Source organism: Cyclobacterium xiamenense (assembly GCF_900109255.1).
In the GTDB taxonomy this organism is placed as follows: domain Bacteria; phylum Bacteroidota; class Bacteroidia; order Cytophagales; family Cyclobacteriaceae; genus Cyclobacterium; species Cyclobacterium xiamenense.
Map to the genome: position 1 here is coordinate 1,044,932 of NZ_FNZH01000002.1, position 20,054 is coordinate 1,064,985.

General features: G+C 47.5%; 16 protein-coding genes. 7 read left to right on the forward strand and 9 right to left on the reverse strand.

The window, feature by feature from the left end; all coding sequences use genetic code 11:
* Positions 1–28: 28 nt before the first annotated feature.
* The 8 genes from BMW71_RS09155 to BMW71_RS09190 form a co-directional block, all read right to left on the reverse strand.
* On the reverse strand, positions 29–847 hold the full coding sequence (locus BMW71_RS09155) for an enoyl-ACP reductase FabI (RefSeq protein WP_092172455.1): 819 nt from the start codon (positions 845–847) through the stop codon (positions 29–31).
* A 103-nt stretch (positions 848–950) separates the two neighbouring features.
* Positions 951–2,603, reverse strand: a complete 1,653-nt coding sequence (gene recN, locus BMW71_RS09160; protein WP_092172458.1) for a DNA repair protein RecN — start codon at positions 2,601–2,603, stop codon at positions 951–953.
* A gap of 47 nt (positions 2,604–2,650) precedes the next feature.
* Positions 2,651–3,526 (reverse strand): type IX secretion system protein PorD, encoded by an 876-nt coding sequence (porD, locus tag BMW71_RS09165; RefSeq protein ID WP_177179611.1) that lies wholly within the window; start codon positions 3,524–3,526, stop codon positions 2,651–2,653.
* Between the two features lie 58 nt (positions 3,527–3,584).
* Complete coding sequence (gene coaBC / locus BMW71_RS09170) at positions 3,585–4,823, reverse strand: bifunctional phosphopantothenoylcysteine decarboxylase/phosphopantothenate--cysteine ligase CoaBC (protein WP_092172465.1); 1,239 nt, start codon at positions 4,821–4,823, stop codon at positions 3,585–3,587.
* A gap of 1 nt (position 4,824) precedes the next feature.
* On the reverse strand, positions 4,825–5,139 hold the full coding sequence (locus BMW71_RS09175) for a DNA-directed RNA polymerase subunit omega (protein WP_092172468.1): 315 nt from the start codon (positions 5,137–5,139) through the stop codon (positions 4,825–4,827).
* 12 nt (positions 5,140–5,151) lie between these two features.
* Complete coding sequence (locus BMW71_RS09180) at positions 5,152–6,078, reverse strand: outer membrane protein assembly factor BamD (protein WP_092172471.1); 927 nt, start codon at positions 6,076–6,078, stop codon at positions 5,152–5,154.
* Between the two features lie 65 nt (positions 6,079–6,143).
* On the reverse strand, positions 6,144–6,857 hold the full coding sequence (locus BMW71_RS09185) for a T9SS type A sorting domain-containing protein (RefSeq protein WP_092172474.1): 714 nt from the start codon (positions 6,855–6,857) through the stop codon (positions 6,144–6,146).
* 197 nt (positions 6,858–7,054) lie between these two features.
* A complete protein-coding gene (locus tag BMW71_RS09190) occupies positions 7,055–8,668 on the reverse strand; it encodes an OstA-like protein (protein WP_092172477.1) in 1,614 nt (537 codons plus the stop codon).
* Between the two features lie 49 nt (positions 8,669–8,717).
* Between BMW71_RS09190 and tilS the strand changes: the two genes are divergently transcribed.
* From tilS to BMW71_RS09215, 5 genes are all read left to right on the forward strand, one after another.
* The gene (gene tilS / locus BMW71_RS09195; RefSeq protein WP_092172480.1) at positions 8,718–10,058 is read left to right on the forward strand and encodes a tRNA lysidine(34) synthetase TilS; all 1,341 of its coding nucleotides are present in this window, start codon (positions 8,718–8,720) and stop codon (positions 10,056–10,058) included.
* Entirely contained in the window at positions 10,042–10,557 is a 516-nt protein-coding gene (locus BMW71_RS09200) for a Crp/Fnr family transcriptional regulator (protein WP_092172482.1), read from the forward strand. Before tilS ends, BMW71_RS09200 begins: the two co-directional genes overlap by 17 nt.
* A gap of 86 nt (positions 10,558–10,643) precedes the next feature.
* The gene (gene mdh, locus BMW71_RS09205) at positions 10,644–11,582 is read left to right on the forward strand and encodes a malate dehydrogenase (protein WP_092172485.1); all 939 of its coding nucleotides are present in this window, start codon (positions 10,644–10,646) and stop codon (positions 11,580–11,582) included.
* 87 nt (positions 11,583–11,669) lie between these two features.
* A complete protein-coding gene (locus BMW71_RS09210; protein WP_092172488.1) occupies positions 11,670–14,396 on the forward strand; it encodes a hypothetical protein in 2,727 nt (908 codons plus the stop codon).
* Positions 14,397–14,406: 10 nt separating this feature from the next.
* Entirely contained in the window at positions 14,407–16,119 is a 1,713-nt protein-coding gene (locus tag BMW71_RS09215) for a mechanosensitive ion channel family protein (RefSeq protein ID WP_244891126.1), read from the forward strand.
* Here BMW71_RS09215 and BMW71_RS09220 read toward each other — a convergent pair.
* Positions 16,116–16,877: a DeoR/GlpR family DNA-binding transcription regulator gene (locus BMW71_RS09220; protein WP_092172494.1), complete on the reverse strand. Its 762-nt coding sequence runs from the start codon at positions 16,875–16,877 to the stop codon at positions 16,116–16,118. The genes BMW71_RS09215 and BMW71_RS09220 overlap by 4 nt on opposite strands.
* Positions 16,878–16,971: 94 nt before the next feature.
* Between BMW71_RS09220 and BMW71_RS09225 the strand changes: the two genes are divergently transcribed.
* On the forward strand, positions 16,972–18,546 hold the full coding sequence (locus BMW71_RS09225) for a glycerol-3-phosphate dehydrogenase/oxidase (RefSeq protein WP_092172497.1): 1,575 nt from the start codon (positions 16,972–16,974) through the stop codon (positions 18,544–18,546).
* A gap of 4 nt (positions 18,547–18,550) precedes the next feature.
* Positions 18,551–20,053, forward strand: coding sequence for a glycerol kinase GlpK (gene glpK / locus BMW71_RS09230; RefSeq protein WP_092172500.1), 1,503 nt, complete (start codon positions 18,551–18,553; stop codon positions 20,051–20,053).
* Position 20,054 lies beyond the last annotated feature (1 nt).

Genomic DNA, 20,054 nt, shown 5'->3' on the forward strand with positions numbered 1-20,054 from the left:
TGGTCGTAGGGCGGCTTTTTACTTTGGACTATTTTTTTTCCATGAAAACATCGATTAACTCCTGAGTAATGCCGCTGGAGGAATAGCCTCCGTCGTGGAAGAGGTTTTGCATGGTGACCATCCGTGTGAAGTCAGAAAACAGGGTCACGATGTATTCAGCGCAGGATGCGGCCGAGGCATTTCCCAGAGGGGAAGCAATGTCCGCAAAATCGTAAAAATCGTTGAATCCCCCGATTCCGGATCCAGCCGTTGTTTTGGTCGGCGATTGGGAAATGGTGTTGACGCGGACTTTCTTGAGCTTTCCGTACCTTAATCCATAATTTCTAGCGATGCTTTCCAGAATCGCTTTGGCTTCCGACATATCAGAATAAAAGGGGAACGCCCGTTGAGCAGCAATGTAGCTCAATCCCACCACAGAAGCCCACTCGTTTAATATATCTTTTTTCTCGGCTACTTGTAGCATTTTATGAAACGATATTGCGGACACGTCGTAGGATTTCTGAACCCATTCGTAGTTCAGGTCGCCATAAGGCTTGCCTTTTCTCACGTTGGGCGACATGCCGATGGAATGCAAAAGGAAATCAAAATTCCCTCCCAGATATTCTTTCGCTTCGTCGTAAAGTTTTTCGATATCCTCCACGGAAGTGGCATCTGCTGGGATGATTATGGTATCGCAATGCTCGGCCAGTTCTTTGATGGCACCCATTCTCATGGCGATGGGCGCATTTGTAAGTACAAATTTCGCTCCTTGCTCTTTGGCTTTCAGCGCCGCTTGCCAGGCGATTGAATTCTCATCCAGGGCTCCGGTAATAATTCCTTTCTTTCCTTTTAATAAGTTCTCAGGCATATTTTAGTTTTGATTTTCTTTCTTGGATTAAATAATATTTTACAAATTTAACTAATTCTAGTGTAAACTTTCTAGTTTTTGAAAATTACGATCAAGGGGGGCTTTATTTGCCAAGCAATTCCCTGGCATTTTCGTAAGCGGTAATGGATGGATTGGACCCGGAAATCATCGTGGCAATTTCAAGGAGCCGTTCCTCCTCGTTCAGCAATTTTATCTTGCTGACGGTTTTTTTGGCACTGTTGTCCTTGTAGACGAAGTAGTGCTTTTCGCCTTTTGCCGCTACCTGAGGCAAATGGCTGATGCAGATAACCTGGTGTTTTTCTGCTATCTTTTGCATCATGCGTACCATCTGAAGTGCTACCTCTCCGGAGATACCCGAATCGATTTCGTCAAAGATCAGTGTGGGCAAGGCCATTTTATCGGCCATCACGTATTTGATCGCAAACATCAGGCGAGAAAACTCACCCCCGGACGCGACCTGCCCTATGGGTTGTGGAGATATGCCCTTGTTTGCCGAAAACAGAACCTCGATTTCGTCGATTCCAGACTCATTGGCAGGGATTTCCTTGCGTTGGATTTCGATTCGGGCATTTTCCATTCCTAGTTGAGCCAACAATGCTTGTAGTTCCTCGCTGAAGCTGCTGAAAACACCCAGGCGCTTTTCAGAAAGGCGCTGGCCTGCGTCCATGAGTGCGTTTCGGGCCTCTTCCAGTGCCGCTTTTTCTCGATCGAGGGCTTCCTCCAGGTGATCGGCCCGAAACACCTTGTCTGCAAGTGTGGCAGCCAGGTCGACTAGTTCGGCATCCGTCTGTAGCCCGTGCTTTTTTTGTAGTTGGTAAATTTTACTTAGGCGCTCACGGATCCATTCGGATCGTTCCGTATCCACCTCCATCCGTTGTTCTTCCGTTGATAGGCTTTCCGCGATGTCCTTCAACTCAATCAGCAGGCTGGTAAAGCGTTGGTTTAAATCCTCAAACTCCTTTCCAAATCTGCTCAGAAAGTGAAAATGGGGTTTGGCAGAACCCAGCATTTGGAGGGCGCCCATTTCATCGTGATCCAGGTATCCCAGGGCTTCCATGGCCTGGGATTTTATTTCTTCGGCGTGGTTTAGGAGTTCTTCCTCCGATTCAAGCCGGACTTGTTCCCCTTTTTCCAGATTGAGGGCGGATAGTTCTTCCAACTGAAATTGGTTGTAGTCGGCTTCCTGTTGCAAGCCTAGCATCTCCTGTTCCAATGCCCGCACCTTTTTTTTCAGGGTCTGGAAATGCCCGTACTGTTCGCTGTAAAGCGCTTTTTCACCCTTGGTGGTAGCAAAGGCGTCTACCAGGGACAATTGGTACACGGAAGCTCCCAGGAGTAGGTTTTCGTGCTGGGAATGAATGTCCATAAGGGTTTTTCCCAGCTCTTTCAAGACATCCAGCTTTACCGGCGTATCGTTTATAAAGGCCCGGGATTTGCCCGAAGGGGCAATTTCTCTGCGAATGATGCAAGTGGTCTCGTAATCCAATTCTTCCCGATCAAAAAAGGACTTCAACCCGTAACTTTGTATGGCGACTACACCTTCGATGATGCATTTTTTGCTTTCGTCAAACAGGGCTTTAGTATCGGCCCTGTTGCCCAGCAATAAGCCAACGGCCCCTAACATGATAGACTTACCCGCGCCCGTTTCTCCGGTTATCATGTTCAGTCCCGGGCAGGGGTTCATCTCCAATTTTTCTATCAAAGCATAATTCGTTATGCTAAGGTTGGTTAACATGCTGTTCTGGTTTCGTTTAAGGAGTCAAAATTAACCAAAATTGAGGATTATCCTTTTAAAATATCATTGTATTTTCGGGCGTTGTTGGGGTCGACTTTCAACAATACCTCAACGGCTTCCTCTTTGATTTCATCCGGAGCGGATTTTAGGAGCTTACTTATTTCATCCGATTTTGCATCCATGAAGCTGATCGTGAGGATGCTATTGGGCTGTACCTGATTGGCTTCTTCCACCATTTTTATCGCCTGGAGGATGTTTTCGAAACCTTCCTCTGGTTTGGAGGTCAGCAAGTCGAGCCCTTTTCGGTGATAAAGGTAGTACGCATCCCTTACTGGTACCATTACCTGCGAATTGTACAACTCATTGGCTAGCCAGTAGCGGTTTCGTTTATCGGATGGGTTTTGGTTCCAGCCCGGTCTGGAGGACTGCTGGGCATTTGCGACGATGTTATTGGCAGTTTCAAAATACGGATCCCCTCCCCTTGGAGCAAAGGAATCGTAGTCCAACCCTATGGCGATGTAGGCATAGTAGGCTAGCAGTGAAGTAATGTTGTTCAGGAAGGAAAACTGATTGAATTCCAGCGGCTGGGACTCTACGTATTCGAAGGTCCAGTTGCGATCGGCAAAATTCAACATCAGGCTCTCGTAGTTGGATCCGTAAATGGGCCGTACCGTCTGGATCTGGACGGTGGCAGAAAAAAGGCCCACCTGCGGCATGTCATTGATGGTAATCAGTAAATTTCCCTTGATGCGTTCTTCGGGTTTGTACTCATCGTCGGTCCAGGTTCGTCCGTTTAAAAATTGTTCGAAGGAGGACTTCATCTGTTCAAAAATGTCCCGGTCCTGGGTCCTTGCCCGCTCACTGTTGATGGTAACGGTGAAGTTGAGTTGCTGGCACTGGCTCGCACCGGGCAAAAATCCCATCGCAAGGAATCCGAAAAGTACCAGGTAGCGCGTCATCGGTTTGGGCTTGTTTGTTTGTCTAAGCGTTTAAACGTTTTGTATCGGCTTCGGTTTCCCGAATGCGAGCTTCAACTCTATCCAGGATGAGGGATGCCAATTCATCTTTTTTTAGCACCGGTGTCTTTTCACTTTTTTCGTTGCCACTGAAAAAAGTGACCTGGTTGGTGTCTTTCTGAAATCCAGCTTCCGGATCAAGCAAGGAATTCAATACGATGAAGTCAAAGTTTTTGGAGGCCAGTTTGCCTTCGGCACTGCGGTACCCTTCGTCCGTTTCCAGTGCAAAACCGACGTGTATTTGCCGGGTTGTTTTTTTCTTTCCCAAGGCACCCGCGATATCGGGGTTTTTGATTAAGGAAAGGTGTAAGTGTGCCTCCTTTTTTTTAATCTTTGCTAGCGATGGGTTCTCCGGTCGGTAGTCAGCGACCGCTGCGGTAAAGATCGCTACATCCGATTGTGCGTGCGCGGTTTCGGCTGCTTCGTACATCTCCAGCGCCGTTGTGACAGGCATTACTTGCACAGCTGGATCGCTGGGCCGCAGGTTGGTCGGACCTAATACCAAGGTGACGCGGGCACCTCTCGCAGCGGCTATATCGGCAAGCGCAATTCCCATTTTACCACTGGAATGGTTGCTGATGTAGCGGACCGGATCAATGGCTTCACGGGTTGGTCCGGCTGTAATCAATACCGATTTTTCGTTGAGCGAGGAGGAGGGGGAAAGCAGCTGGTATATGCGGGATACGATTTCTTCTGGTTCAGGCATTCGGCCTTGTCCATTCAGCCCACTGGCCAGCTCCCCACTAGCCGCTTCCATCACGTGGGCACCGTATGCCGCTAAGGCGCTGAGGTTTTGACGAACAGCGGGATGACGGTACATATCCAGGTCCATGGCGGGAGCTGCCAGTATGGGGCAGGTACAGGACAAGTAGGTGCACAAAAGCAAGTTATCACTCTGACCACTCACCAGCTTGCTCAGCGTATTCGCAGACAGCGGTGCAATCACCAGTAGATCGGCCCAATTTCCCAACTCCACGTGGTTGTTCCATGCTCCTGTGTTTTTATCAAAAAAATCCCGGTACACCGGATTTTTCGACAAGGTAGCCAAGGTTAGTGGCGTGATAAAGTCGAGGGCAGAAGCAGTCACAATGACCTGCACTTCTGCCCCCTCTTTGACAAGCAATCGAATCAAGTGTGCCGCCTTGTAGGCAGCAATTCCTCCGGTAACCCCGAGTAAGATGCGTTTGCCGGAAAGTGACGACATGTTAGGATTCGGTTTCCTCTTCCGGGTACCTGAACATTACTTTGTCTTCCATGAACTCTTCCATCGCCAGGGTGCTGGGTTTGGGCATCCGTTCGTAGAACTTTGAAATCTCAATCTGCTCTTTGTTCTCGAATACTTCCTCCAAGTTGTCCACAGTGGAAGCAAATTCGGATAGCTTGTTGTTCAATTCCTCCTTCATGGAAGAAGAAATCTGCTTTGCCCGTTGTGAAATCACAAAGATGGATTCGTATAGGTTGCCTGATTTTTCGGCCACTTTATCCAGGTCTCTGGTTACTATTGATGGATTAACCGCCATGATTGTTTATTTTTAGTTTTCTGTGTTTCGCAATGCTTCCGTAGCTGCCTGATTTCTCTCTTCCTCCTCACGAAGCTTTCGCGCTTCCGCAGAACGGGCTTCGTATTGTTCTTTCAACCGGTAGTGAGACTCCAGCTCGGTAGTGGTTTTACTTTTGATGTTTTCTACTTTTTTAACAAAGCTACTCTCAGGATATTTTTGGGAAAAGTCCTGTGCAAATTCGATGGATTGCTTCAAACGCTCTTCCTTCTTGTCAAAAACGCTTCGTTCTGCATACGCAGCACTGACTTCCACCAGCTTAAACGCCAGCTCTTCGTTGTAATCGCTATCGGGATAGGACTTGGCAAAGTTTTGAAAGTTAATGATGCACGCTCGGTAGAATTCTCCCGGGAAAAGCCCTTCGGTGAGGCGGTAGTACATTTTGGACTCTTCAAAGGCTTTTTCTTCAAACCTTTTCTGTAGGTCATCGATCATGGAAATGGCCCGCTCGTAGGAGTCGGATTCCGGGTACCGATTCATAAATAACTGAATGGAATTTACCGCTTCCCGTGAACTACGCTGGTCGAGGTTGTAATCGGGAGAATCCAGGTAGAGCGAGTACGCATGCATAAAAAGCGCCTCTTCGGCCATGGGAGATCGGTTGTACGTATCAAAAAAGGTTTTGAAATAACCGGCAGATTCGATGTACCGTTTTGTACGGAAATGCGCATAGGCATAATTAAATTCTGCTAATTCCGCCTTTCCACTGCCTTTGATTACGGGCAGCACCCGATCGTATAGAATGATGGACTTGTTGTAATCGCCCTGATCATAGTACCGGTTTGCCGCTTCGTACAGCTCATCCCAATTGGTACTCTTCTCTAACTTGTAAAACTCTCCACAGCCGGAAAGTAGAACTGCCAGTAGTAATACAAGAACGTATGGTGTTGATTTTATCATGTAGCCTGCAAATATAAGGGATTAATAATTGGTTTTCAAGGGAACGCCTACTGCAGCAGTTTCGCTTACCTTTTAACGTAGAGTTTTTTGGTGACAATATTTTTATTGTCGACAATGAGTGTATAAAAATAGGTGCCTGGATTTAAATCCGTGACCGGAATGACCAGTGTCTCTTGAACCGGATCCAGACTGAAGTCATAAATGGGGTTGCCGATGAAGCTATTGATGACCACCCGTACGTTGGCAGCAGGGTTTTTAATTTTGTAATCAAGTTGAGCGGACCGGACACTGGGGTTTGGGTAGATGCTTCCCATATCCACATCTTTGTGACTCACTTCTTCCAAGGGATTTTCACCGGAGACGCTATACACACTTTCGATAATGAACGAATCCCGGGTGGTAGCGCTGTTAAAAAAATGCAGATCAAATGTACCCTTGGTCGGAATGATTCCCAATTCAAATTCGATGTACAAGTCCGTGTAAATTTCTCCCGGTTTCAACGTAAGTTTGATCTGGGAAAGGTCCTTTCTGGGGTCATAGCAATTGTCCCCCAGGCAAACCTGGATATTCTGGGAAGAGCCAATATTTCCACGTAAATAACGCAGGTAATATACCGACAATTCTTCGGATTCGTTTTGGAGAATAAGGGATTTTCGTTGCGTAGTATTTACCTTCCCGTTGAACTCTACCCTCTCGCTAAGCACACGCACCTGCCTCGCTTCAGCATGTTGCTGAATAAACAGGGTTAGGGTGAAGACAAGTGCGAGCAAAAATTTCATGTAAAGTTTAAATCAATAGGATTCCGTTTTTTCTATTCTCTGTTAGTATATACGTATAAAAATACTTAATTGGTTCCACATTTTACGCACAAAGGGGTTAAAAAATGTTAACCTTTATAAAATTTTTTTTCTGGACAACCGTTAAAAAATGGTTTTTAGGCTGCTCCTTTTTCAAAAAAATGTCATTTAACAGATAATTAATAGAAATTATCTATACGTTTTTGCAGTTCATCCTCATCCGGAAGGGGCAGGATGACGTCGGGTTCGTCAAAGTAACTATAAGGTTTTTTTTCCCTTCTTTTGGGTGTCCTCCAATCATCAATGCGTTGCCGGTCGGGTCTTTCCTCGGATCGCCAGGTAAATCCTTTCAGTTGTTTCTGGTCGACCTCGATCAGGTGAGGAGGTGTAAACGAGGCTTCCGGTTTGATCGAATGACTAATTCGGGAAACGGTTCCTTCCTGAAACTCCATGATTATTCTGCCGCAAAGCAGTTTATTAAGTCCCTTAAATGTGGTGTCATTTTCCAGGGCAAAGTACAATGATTCGCCGTTTCCTTCCACGTCCAGTAACTCGATGTCTCCCTCAGCAAAATAGCTGGTCATTTTTCTACCCTTGATTTGATTGAAGTTAGCTACAGTATCCCGGGTAATGGCAAAGGCATTGTCGACCAACAAAGCCCGGTCAATTTCCTCGTTAGCCAGTAAAAAGCGGATGCTGTCTGCCGTGATTTGGCTCTTATTGTTCCATAATACTGGATCGGAAAATAGGTACACGGTAGAATCTGCATAGGTGTAGGCCATGGAATCTGCCCTACCCGCGAGCGTTGACTTGATCATCCGCATATCCGGATAAGCCAGCATGTAGCGGTCCTCGGGAACATCGCTGTCCTGGGTAACGAGGGTGTCGGCGATCATAAACAGGGTATCGGCTTCAAAGTACTTGCGGACCAGCGCCCGGCCGTACACCCTGGAATATTGCAGGTCTTCCCAGTACTTCCCTTCCTCACCAAACACTTCCACGTTCTGCTCCTTGTTGAAGATGCTCACGTTTTCTCTGGCCTCAAAATACTTGGCATTTTCATCGTAATAGAGGATTTCTCCCGAAACAACACTGTTTTCCGATTCCACATTTCCATCGTAAAACCGAAAAATTTTGTTTTCGGTATCGTAAACGCTCCCCCGTTGCGCGTTGAGTTTGTCGCCCTCCTTGGAAAGGATGTTTGTCAATTTTTCTGTTTCGGCGATTTTGGTCAGGGTGAAGTAGTAGAGTATTTTTGACTTCATGGTGTAGTCGGGGTTCTCCAAAACTACTTTATCCCTGAAGGTGATTTTTTCGTCCCGGGTTTCGTAGACGCCCCGTTGGCTTGTAAGGGTATTGATACTGTCCTTTACCATGCCGGTGTTGTAATAGTTGGCCACACCTGTTTCCCGGTTGTAATCCAAAAAATCCGTATAAAGAGTGGTTCCTTCGTTGACCAATACCACATTTGTTCGTAGTTTGGCAAGTTGTGTTTCCCCGTCGTATTCGGCATAGCGGCTGGTGACAGTGACCGAGTCTTCCTGGTTTTCGATTTTTACGTTTCCAAACAGTTTGGCCAGTTGATCTTGTCCGTAAAAATGCGCCGAGTCACAATAGATAAGGGAGTTTTTGTGCTTCATCACCACGCTGTCCAGCAGCCGGTCATAACCTTTTCCTTTCCGAAGCGCGTCGGCATGAAGGATTTCTAACCGGCTTTGTTCGGTTTGACTTTGGGCCGATTGCCAGCCCAGCAGGAAGCAAATGCCCAGTAAAAATAAGTTGTTTTGTGTCATTCGCATGTATTTCCGGATCAAAATTAATATAAAATGGTATTTTTGAGTTATGCTCAGCCGATTTATCCAACATGTACGGGAAAATAACATTTTAGATGTCCACAACAGGTATCTTTTGGCAATCAGCGGAGGAGCAGACAGTGTGGCTCTTGCGCACCTGATGCATCGGGCTGGCTTTGATTTTGAGTTACTGCACTGCAACTTCCATTTGCGTGGAAAGGAAAGCGACGGCGATGCAGCATTTGTGCAGAAACTGGCGGATCGTTTGGGGCTTGTGCTCCATGTCCGTGATTTTGCGCCGGAACCCTACATGCAGGAGCAGGGACTGTCCCTTCAAATGGCTGCCAGGGAGTTGCGGTATCAGTGGTTCGCTCAGATGCACGCGGCGCGAAACACGCATGGGGTGCTCCTGGCCCACCATGCAGACGATCAGCTCGAAACCATTCTGCTTAACCTCATGCGGGGAACAGGCATCGAGGGACTGTACGGGATGTCGGAGCGCCGGGACTATATCTTCCGGCCACTGTTACCATTTAAGCGAGCTGAAATCGTAGCCTTTTTGGAGGAAAACGCACTGGATTGGCGGGAAGACAGTAGCAATAGTCAGACCATTTACAAAAGGAATTACCTGCGCCATGAATTGATTCCGGTAGTGGAAAAAAGGGATCCCAGTGGACCGGAGTCCATGCGCACTAGTTTCGAGCGAATAAAAGATACAGGAAAAGCTTTTTTTTATTTTTTTGAGCAATGGCGGAAAAAAAACGTGGTGCAGGAATTCCCCGTTGAATACCTCCCTTTTTCCAGCCTGCAGGGCGTGCCGGGGAAGGCCTCGCTTCTTTTTTATTGGTTGAGAAATAAGGGGTTTGTCTATGGGCAGGTGCTGGAAATATTGCAAGCCATGGAGGAAAATGCTTCCGGGAAGTGTTTTTTTTCAGGCGAATGGATGCTTAACGTCGACCGGGAAAACTTAATTTTGGGGAAGGAAAGCAGTAGGGCGGAATCTATCGAACTCGAACAGCATGCCATCTCGTTCAGGGCGGATGAACGGCGTACCTACGAAATCATCCAGTTGAAAGGAGATTGGCAGCTGGACCGGTCTCCTGAAAATGCCCAGTTGGACAAGCAGTTGCTTGAATTTCCCCTCCTTCTGAGAAATTGGCAGCAAGGAGATCGCTTCAGGCCTTTGGGCATGCGGCAGTTTAAAAAGGTGAGCGACTTTCTGATCGATTTGAAAGTTCCCCTGATTACGAAAAATCAGGTAAAAGTGCTATGTTCCGGAGGAGAAATAGCGTGGGTAGTAGGATATCGGATAGACGATCGGTTTAAATTGACCGGTGCGACACGTGAGGTAGTATATTTTAAAAAGAAACAAAATGGTGAATCCGTTTAAAAAGAAATACAGCGCAACGGAGTTGAAGCAGTTTGCGTTTTTGGAAAAGGCCAGATTTTTTCGGGACCTGAGCTACGAAGAGCTGTCCCGATTCTTACCAGCCATTCACCAACGAAAATACGCGCGAGACGAGGTGGTTTTTTTTCGAAACGATCCCAGTCAGGCGCTGTATATTTTAGAAAAAGGAGAAGTCACGCTGAACATCGACATTCGCGGAACCTTTGAAACCATCATCAAACTAAAGGAAGGCAATCCTTTTGGAGAGAACTCGATGCTGGCCGATTCCAAACGAATTTACACCGCGATCGTCAGTACCGAGGAGGCGATTTTATGGGTGATTCCCAACTATGCGATACTGGATATTTTTCAAAACAATCAAAAAATACGCGCGAAAATGATGACGGCGCTTGCGGCCTTTTACAACCAAACGAACCAGCAATTATTCTCCTCCTACAGAAACTCCTATGGGTTTTTTAACCTGGGGCAGATGTTCGAATAATTCGGGATATTCCTTCGTATAAAGCGCATTCTTTAATATCTTAGCGCAAATTTTGAAAAAATAACAATCTAAACCGATTATAAAAAATGACAAAAGTAACCGTAGTCGGAGCCGGGAATGTAGGCGCAACATGTGCAGATGTTTTGGCTTACCGAGAAATAGCCGAGGAAATCGTTTTGGTAGACATCAAAGAAGGGGTGGCCGAAGGGAAAGCCCTGGATATTTGGCAAAAAGCACCCATTAATGTGTACGATAGCCGGACCATTGGTAGCACCAATGATTACTCAAAAACCGCGGGTTCTGACGTAGTGGTCATCACTTCCGGTTTGCCGCGAAAGCCTGGCATGACCCGGGATGACCTGATCGAAACCAATGCGGGAATCGTGAAAATGGTTACCGAAAACGTGATTAAACACTCTCCAGATGCCATTATCATCATCGTTTCCAACCCCTTGGACGTGATGACTTATCAGGCACATATTACCTCCAAAAAGCCAAAAACACAGGTCATGGGCATGGCGGGTATCCTGGATACGGCGCGATACCGGGCTTTTTTAGCTGAAGAACTCAATATTTCTCCGAAAGAAATTCAAGCAATTCTCATGGGTGGACACGGGGATACCATGGTTCCCCTTCCCCGATACACGACCGTTGCTGGGATCCCGGTGACAGAACTGATCGCCAAGGACAAATTGGATGCCATCATCGAGCGTACCAAGTTTGGCGGGGGCGAGTTAGTCAAGCTGATGGGCACCTCTGCATGGTATGCGCCAGGTTCTGCCGCCGCACAAATGGTGGAATCGATCGTAAAAAATCAAAAACGCGTTTTTCCGGTTTGTATCAAGTTGGATGGGGAATATGGGATCGATGACTGCTACCTTGGAGTGCCTGTGATTTTGGGTAAAAACGGCATTGAAAAGGTTATTGAGCTGGATCTGAATAACGAGGAGAAAGCACTTTTGGAAGTATCCCGCACACACGTGAAGGAGGTAATGGCCGTACTTGATAAATTATCTGCCAACTAATCCTTTCGCTTAGTAAACTTATGAAATCCCAACTTTCACACGTTGGGATTTTTTTGTTGTTTTGGGTGAGGTTTAACCGTAGATAACGTGAGCCAATTAAAAAACTTACTGGTAATTTTATTGATCTTGGTTTTGGGAGTTGCAGCGTTTCTAATGCTGAAAACAGGCTATTTTGACGATCAATGGGAAGGTACCGAGATGATACCCCCCAATGCGGTATTTGTCTTTGAAACAGATGATCCCGTGGGGTTTTGGAATTCCCTCGTGCAACAGCCGGTATGGGAAAAATTGCATCAATTCGCTGGTTTGCAACAACTCGAATCCCAATTGGTATTTCTGGACAATATCACCGGAAATCAAGGTAACCTACACCAGTTTTTGAAGGGGCAGCGGTTTCGACTTTCCCTCCATCCGTTGGGAAAGCAAACATTCGGCTTCCTCGCTGCCACAGCCTTTACAAACCGGGAATTCCTTCCTTTCATAAAAAACCTGGAACAGAAATTCAAAAACCAGGGGGGGGAGGTCAAAAGACGGAGTTACAGTGGCATCTCCCTCTTTGAAATCTCCCTAGAAAATGGAGAGAAGCGGTTTACTTATGCGATAGTTGACAACGTATTGCTAGGTAGCTACCATTCTTTTCTGGTAGAAGATGCGATTCGTTATGCACAGTCGGAGGGTCTGAAAAACTTCAAAGAAACCTTCCCCCACTTATTTTCGAAGGACTCCGAACTGCCACCTCAGGGGCTGGTGCACCTGTCCGGGAAAAATTTTGCTAATTTTATTCAGGAAGTAACCCTTGGCAGTTCCAATAAACTTGTAGAAGACCTGCGCGCAGGCGATTTTTCTGCAAACCTCATCCCAGGATTTTCCGATGCCGCTATAGAATTCAGGGGAGACTTTTTTGTAGCAGGAACGTTACAAGAATTGGGTTCGGAAGCGGCGATTTCGGAGGTGTCTCAGGAAATGAATTCCCTGATTAGCAACCGATCAATGCTCGTCAGTAGCTATTGGATGTCAGATTTGACAGATTTCGAAAGGATTACGAATCCATCCTTCTCAGCAAAACCCGTGCTACAGGCGGAGTTGGAAAACAGTCCGGAAATCCAAAATTTTCGAAGGACGATCACCGGACAGACCGTACTTGTCATCGAGGAGGGATTGCTGGAGGAATCGCCGAGACAATTGTTGATCCTTGGCACAAATGATCCATTTGGATCCCTTGAGCACCTAAATTCCTATTCCCTGGCGGTAAACCAAAACGATTCAACAACGGTCTTTAGAGATTACTACCGGGGTACTGAGGTGGTTTTGCTGGATCTCGAAGAATTTCCAGCACACCTATTTAGCGGAAATTTCACCGGATTTTCAAAGACTTACTTCGCCGCTGTAAACGGACAGCTGGTCTTCGCCAATAGCTTGCGTACCCTCAGAAATCTGCTAGATGATGTGTATCAGGATAATACCTGGGGCAAATCCATCTGGCAACAGGAACAGTTAAAGCAGCAAGCCAGGGCTCCCATTCGCTTTTTTTTAAACAATGACCGGTTTTTTCCGGCATTGACTGGCAACAGCGATCCGTCCTGGGCGGCTTTGTTTCAAAAATATGCCGAGGTCTTTGGATCGTTTGATTGGTTGTCTGTTTCCTTTTTGGAAAGTGGTAAACTAGCGATCGATCTGGCCATAAATTTCGAAGAAAAGGCAGCAAGTCGCTCACTCATTCTCACAGAAAGCAGGAGTTCAGCATTTGACAAACCGCTGATTTACGGGCCGGCGGGCTTACAAAACTACAACGATAGGAGTACGGATTTTTTGGTTCAGGATGAAGATTATTTTGTTCATTTACTCACGAACGAAGGGGAGTTGGTTTTTACTCAGCGGATTCCGGGTGAAATTATCTCGGACGTATTTCAGATCGATTTCTATGAAAATGGGAAGTTGCAATTGGTTTTCGCCACCCAAAACCTCGTGTATGCATTGGATCGGTACGGTAACCTGCTTCCGGGCTTTCCCATTCATTTCGAAGAAGGCGTGAATATCGCGCACCTGAACGTACTGGATTACGACAATAGCCGGGATTACCGGTTTTTTGTGGCCGATCAGCAGGGCAATCTTTACCTGTATTCCAGAACCGGAGAGCTGTTGGATGACTGGGCCCCCAAGCAGACCAATCGGGGAATGCTGGCGAGCCCACCTGCGCATCACCGGGTACCCGGGCTTGGCGACTTCATGGTGGCGCTCCACGCAAACGGAAGTCTCGGCTTGTACAGTCGTAGGGGCGAATCGAAGACCGGTGGGCCTATAGTCCTGGGAGAGGGTATCTCCACTGCATACGGTATCGAAGAAGGTATCGTGGAAGGCCAGGCAAGGTTGGTAACAATAAACGATGCCGGAGAAGTAGTAAAAGTGAACTTTAAAGGCGAACTTACTTACAGAAATCAATTGCTGCGTCCGGATCGGGATACCCGATTTTCCCTTGTAAACGACCAAAACGGTTCTGATTTTGTGTGGGTGATCAAGGAATACAATCAATTGAAAGTGCTTTCTCCAGACGAAAGACTCTTGTTTGGCCTGGACATTCTATCCGAAGAGCTGGATTACCGGTATTTCTCCTTCGGTCCGGAAAATAAGATCTTTGCTGTGTTGGATCGGGTGCAGGATTTTGCCTACTTGTACAACCGCGATGGGACGTTGATTAACCAAAAGCCCGTAAATGTCAGCGGAGACCTATGGGTGGAATTTTCGGGAAGTACCAATGAATACAGCCTGGTCACCGTTTACATGAATCGGCTAAACGAATACAAAATACCCTTATAACGCGATTTTTATGACGACGACTCCAATGAAAAAAAATCGATCAGTATCCAGGTGCAGTTTTTTTCTCGCACTTTTGGTTTGGGTAGGTTCTACGGCCACCCACGCTTTCCAAACCGGGGTGAATTACCTCCCAGATACCACAGATCATACTAATTTCAGCACGCCTTATCACAGCACCTATACTTTTTTTTACCACCTGAACGAAGGCAACTATGACCCGGACATTTCAGCGGGAGCGCTGAACATGGTCGGTAGCGAAGGACAGAATGCCGCCGCATTGGCCGTGATGCTCAAGCAGATTTTTGATGGAAATGGCGTGTACGTGCGCATGAACGAAATTCCGAATGCTCCGAATTACCGGGATTCGGTGCGGAATAGTCAGCAGATTTATGTGTTTGATGAAATTATCCTTCCTTCTGTGTATTTAGAAAAGGTGGGGAATCAATGGAAATTTTCATCGACCACGGTACAAAACATCAAAGCCTTGCACAAGGAAACCTATCCGTATGGAACGGATAAGTTGTTGACACTTCTTCCCAAACTGGGCAGTCAGGTGTATTTCGGGCTTCACCTATGGCAGCTTTTTGGTCTCTTTTTTCTCCTGCTGCTGGTTTTTGCCAGCCATCGGTTGTTTACCTTTTTGGTAGATAGGGGGCTGTACTACGTGCTGGTCCGTTCGGGTTACGGTACCATTGCAAAAAAATACCTGCTGCCCGTAGCTCGGATTGTAAGCATCTACCTGATCGTATTGCTACTGGCTATTTTTGTCCGGGTACTTCAATTGCCCATTTCCATTGTTTCCTGGGTAACAATTTTTCTAAATGCCGTAAAGCCGTTTATCGTCACCATCATCTTTTACAAATTGGTGAATGTCTTTTCTGGCTACATGGAGCGGATGGCGGAAAAAACTGCCTCTACGCTGGATGATCAACTGGTGCCCCTGGTGCGAAAGACACTTAAGGCCTTTGTGATCATTGTAGGCTCGCTTTTTGTCTTGAAATATGGGTTGCGAATTGATATCGTTCCGTTTTTGACCGGTCTTTCGATTGGCGGTCTGGCCTTTGCCCTGGCGGCACAGGACACCATCAAAAACTTTTTCGGGTCGGTAATGATCTTTATCGATAAACCGTTTCAGGTGGGAGACTGGATCACGAGTGGGGACGTAGACGGCACCGTGGAAGAGGTAGGGTTCCGGTCTACCCGGGTCCGCACGTTCAGAAATTCACTCATGTACATTCCAAATGGAAAAATCGCCGATGCTACCGTTGATAACCATGGTCTTCGGAAATACAGACGCTTTTACAGCACCATTACCATCACTTACGATACGCCGCCGGAACTGATCGAAGTGTTTGTGGAAGGCCTGCGCCGGATCGTACAAAACCACCCCAAAACGCGAAAGGATTATTACAATATTTACCTGAATAACCTTTCTGCATACAGCCTGGATATCATGTTTTACGTGTTTTTTGAAGTACCCTCCTGGCCCGAGGAGTTAAAGGCACGAGAAGACCTGATTTTGGCGGCGATTCGGCTGGCCAACAAGCTGGAGGTGCGCTTTGCGTTTCCTACCCAAACCTTACACATGGAGACATTCCCTGAAAAACAGGGGTTTACCCCCATTTACGAAGACGGCAGGGCAGGGTACCAGCAGAAACTGGAGCAGTTTATCAAATCCGAAACGGGGGCGGGGAGCAGCCCTCCTGACAAAACAACCAGTTAAACCAATAAGACCTCAACCCCTTTGTCTTCCAATACCTGCACGTAATGACTGGGAAGTGCCTGGTCGACAATGATGGTATCGATGTCTTCAAGTGCGGCGATCTTACCGAAACTCTTTTTTCCAAACTTGCTGCTATCGGCAAGTACGATGGTTTTTTGTACCGCTTGGATCATCACATGATTCAGGTGCGCTTCCATCATGTTTGAGGTAGTGAGACCAAACTCCGGGTCAATGCCATCCACACTGATAAAAAGTTTGCTACAGGCAAAATCCTCGATCATGGAGGCGGCATAATGACCAACCACCGAGCTGCTGCTTTTTCGTACCACACCTCCCAGTTGCACAATTTCCACCTCCGGAAAATCCAGAAGTGCCATGCTGACATTCATGGCTCCGGTGAGTACCGTGAGGGGCAGGTCCCGCGGAAGGGCCCGGGCAAAGGCCAATACGGTGGTGCCGGAACCGATGATGATGGCGTCCTTTGCGTTTACCAGACTACTTGCTTTCCGCGCAATCGCCCGTTTTTCTTCTACCTGCACCAGCTGCTTTTCATTTACAGGTTTATCGTTGACGTAAGGGGCTACTGGGGTGGCACTTCCGTGGGAGCGAAAAAGTAACCCCTTGTCTTCGAGTATTTTAAGGTCCTTTCGGACCGTTACCATGGTTACGTTCATCTCCCTGCTCAGTGCCGCTACACTAACATAACCGGCCTGTTCCAGCTTGTCCAGAATAAACTTATGTCTTTCTGCAATTACCATAGGCGCACTACTTTTCCAATAAAGGTAAGAAAAAATTTCTTTTTGTTTCTTTTTGTTTCCTTTTATACTACTTTAGTGAGGTAAAAATGATGGAATGAATAGAAAAAAGAATTTATCCCGGGTAGAAAAGGTAGAAGAATCAGGAGATAATTGGGATTTGGTGGTGATCGGAGGAGGTTCTTCAGGGCTGGGTGTGGCCCTGGATGCGCTGTCCCGCGGCCTTCGCGTATTGCTTTTAGAAAAATCTGATTTTGCAAAGGGCACCTCTAGCAGGAGTACCAAGCTCGTGCATGGGGGCGTGCGCTACCTGGCTCAGGGAGAGGTGGGATTGGTGTTCGAGGCGTTGAAAGAACGGGGGAGGTTATTGAAAAATGCACCACACCTCACGGAAAATCAGCCCTTCGTCATTCCCTTGTATACCTTGTTCGATCGGTTAAAATATGGTATCGGCTTAAAGATTTACGATTGGATGGCGGGGGGGCTACGTTTGGGAAAATCCCGTTTTATTTCTCCGGAAGAGACGCAACGTCGCCTGCCCAAAATCCGAATGGAAAAGCTTCGTGGGGGCATCGTCTACCACGATGGGCAGTTTGATGATGCGCGACTAGCTTTAATGTTGGCCCGCACCTGCGACGATATGGGTGGCTGCATGCTCAACTATGCCAAAGTCACCGAACTCAGTAAGGATGCGTCAGGAAGGATCAATGGGCTTCGGTTTCGGGACCTGATAGGCAAGAAAAACTATCGGGTGAAGGCAAAAACAGTAGTGAATGCCACCGGCGTGTTTGCCGATAAAATTCTCCGAATGGATCAACCCGATGCACCCAAGATGATTCAACCCAGTCAAGGTGTGCATTTGGTATTGGAGGGGTCGTTCCTTGGAGGGAACGATGCATTGATGATTCCGGAGACGTCCGATGGACGGGTTCTTTTTGCGGTCCCCTGGCAGGGAAAACTCGTGGTAGGCACCACGGATACTTTGCGGAAAAAGCCGAAAATGGAGCCCCAGCCACTCTCATCAGAGATTACTTTTATTTTGGAGACTGCCGGCCAGTACCTGGAAAAAGCACCCCGTAGAGAAGATGTGCTTTCCGTCTTTGCGGGCTTAAGGCCTCTGGCTGCGCCAAAGGAGGGCAGTACCAAGACCAAGGAAATTTCCAGAAGCCACAAGGTGATCGTTTCCGATAGCCAGTTGATTACCATTACGGGGGGGAAGTGGACCACCTTCCGAAAAATGGGGGAAGACACGGTGGATGCGCATTACAAAATGCATGGGATCAATCCCGTGGAAAGTAAGTCGGCCGGCCGGCGTTTACATGGTTACCAGGAGTTTCCGGAAGCGGGTCCCCTGCAGTTGTATGGTTCGGATGCGGCAACCATTCGGAAGTTACAGGAATCCCATCCCGAATGGGCACAACCGATCCATCCGGATTATCCCTATACAGGAGCAGAGGTAGTGTGGGCGGTACGGGAGGAGATGGCCCAAACCGTGGAGGATTTCCTCTCCAGAAGGTGCCGGATTTTGCTATTGGATGCGAAAGCTGCCTTGCACATGGCGCCAAAGGTAGCGGAGCTTATGGCGGCCGAACTTGGAAAAGATGCGGACTGGATCATGTCAGAACTCGAAGAATTTTATAAATTAGCCAAGAAATATTTAATTCAGATATAAACCCATGGACCAGAATAACCAGTACCTGATGGCATTGGATCAGGGCACGACCAGTTCCAGAGCTATAATTTTTGACAAAAAGGGGCAGCCGGTAGCTACCGCTCAAAAGGATTTTGAACAGCTGTTTCCTCAATCGGGCTGGGTGGAGCACGATCCCAGGGAGATCTGGACGTCCCAGGCTTCGGTAGCGACAGAGGCCATCACCCGTGCGAATATCAGTGCACACCAACTCGCTGGTATCGGCATTACCAACCAACGCGAAACCACGATATTATGGGATCGAAATTCCGGAGAGCCAATTTTCAATGCCATCGTTTGGCAGGATCGCCGTACCGCAGCCTTCTGCAATTCCCTCAAGGAGAAGGGGTATTCGGAGATGGTGCGTGACAAAACCGGTTTGATCATTGATGCCTATTTTTCGGGAACCAAGATCAAATGGATACTGGACCATGTGGAGGGGGCCAGAGCACGGGCCGAAAAAGGAGAGATTTGTTTTGGTACAGTGGATAGTTGGCTGGTTTGGAAAATGACTGGTGGTAAAGCGCACATCACGGACATTACCAATGCCAGCAGAACCATGATTTTTAATATTCACGAAAAGGCCTGGGACGAGGAATTACTGGAATTGTTGGACATCCCCCGGGCCATTTTGCCGGTCGTAAAATCGAGCAGTGAAGTATATGGCACCACCTCCGGTGATTTGTTGTCGGCCAGGATTCCCATTGCGGGTATAGCTGGCGATCAGCAGGCGGCGTTGTTTGGGCAGTTATGCACCGAACCCGGTATGGCCAAAACCACCTATGGGACCGGGTGTTTTTTGGTAATGAACACGGGGGAAAAACCGGTAAAATCCAACAACCAACTGCTTACTACCATTGCCTGGCAAATAGGGGATCAGGTACAGTACGCCCTGGAGGGGAGCGTTTTTATTGGCGGTGCCGCCATTCAATGGCTTCGTGATGGAATCTCCGTAGTAAACGATGCAAGGGATAGTGAAAAAATGGCCAATAGTCTTTCGGACAATGGCGGTGTGTATTTTGTTCCGGCGCTTACCGGGCTCGGTGCACCCTATTGGGATCAGGATGCCAGGGGTTCTTTTTTTGGGATTACCCGGGGAACCAGCCGGGCACATTTGGTGCGGGCTGGGTTGGAGGCCATTGCCTATCAAGTCTACGATGTGCTCAAGGCCATGGAAAAGGATGCTGGGGAAGCCACGAAGGAAATGCGCGTGGATGGGGGCGCTACGGCCAACGATTTTTTGATGCAATTTCAGGCAGACCTTACCCAATGCGCAATCAAAAGACCGGAAATCATCGAAACGACAGCTCTTGGTGCTGCCTACCTGGCGGGGTTAGCGGTAGGGTATTGGAAAGATCTGGATGAAATCAGGACCCTTTGGAAAGCAGACGAATCCTTCACTCCTAAAAAAGACAACGTTGCCATGGAAAAGAACCTGAAATATTGGCACAGAGCTGTAAAAAGAACCCTTAACTGGTTAACCGACTGAT

Bases quoted from the DNA above. Each gene is read 5' to 3' on its own strand.
- BMW71_RS09215 (WP_244891126.1), top strand. From the start codon at position 14,407: ATGACGACGACTCCAATGAAAAAAAATCGATCAGTATCCAGGTGCAGT.
- recN (WP_092172458.1), bottom strand. From the start codon at position 2,603: ATGTTAACCAACCTTAGCATAACGAATTATGCTTTGATAGAAAAATTG.
- BMW71_RS09155 (WP_092172455.1), bottom strand. From the start codon at position 847: ATGCCTGAGAACTTATTAAAAGGAAAGAAAGGAATTATTACCGGAGCC.
- BMW71_RS09175 (WP_092172468.1), bottom strand. From the start codon at position 5,139: ATGGCGGTTAATCCATCAATAGTAACCAGAGACCTGGATAAAGTGGCC.
- BMW71_RS09200 (WP_092172482.1), top strand. From the start codon at position 10,042: ATGGTGAATCCGTTTAAAAAGAAATACAGCGCAACGGAGTTGAAGCAG.
- BMW71_RS09225 (WP_092172497.1), top strand. From the start codon at position 16,972: ATGAATAGAAAAAAGAATTTATCCCGGGTAGAAAAGGTAGAAGAATCA.
- mdh (WP_092172485.1), top strand. From the start codon at position 10,644: ATGACAAAAGTAACCGTAGTCGGAGCCGGGAATGTAGGCGCAACATGT.
- glpK (WP_092172500.1), top strand. From the start codon at position 18,551: ATGGACCAGAATAACCAGTACCTGATGGCATTGGATCAGGGCACGACC.
- tilS (WP_092172480.1), top strand. From the start codon at position 8,718: ATGCTCAGCCGATTTATCCAACATGTACGGGAAAATAACATTTTAGAT.
- BMW71_RS09190 (WP_092172477.1), bottom strand. From the start codon at position 8,668: ATGACACAAAACAACTTATTTTTACTGGGCATTTGCTTCCTGCTGGGC.
- coaBC (WP_092172465.1), bottom strand. From the start codon at position 4,823: ATGTCGTCACTTTCCGGCAAACGCATCTTACTCGGGGTTACCGGAGGA.
- BMW71_RS09220 (WP_092172494.1), bottom strand. From the start codon at position 16,877: ATGGTAATTGCAGAAAGACATAAGTTTATTCTGGACAAGCTGGAACAG.
- BMW71_RS09180 (WP_092172471.1), bottom strand. From the start codon at position 6,078: ATGATAAAATCAACACCATACGTTCTTGTATTACTACTGGCAGTTCTA.
- BMW71_RS09185 (WP_092172474.1), bottom strand. From the start codon at position 6,857: ATGAAATTTTTGCTCGCACTTGTCTTCACCCTAACCCTGTTTATTCAG.
- porD (WP_177179611.1), bottom strand. From the start codon at position 3,526: ATGGGATTTTTGCCCGGTGCGAGCCAGTGCCAGCAACTCAACTTCACC.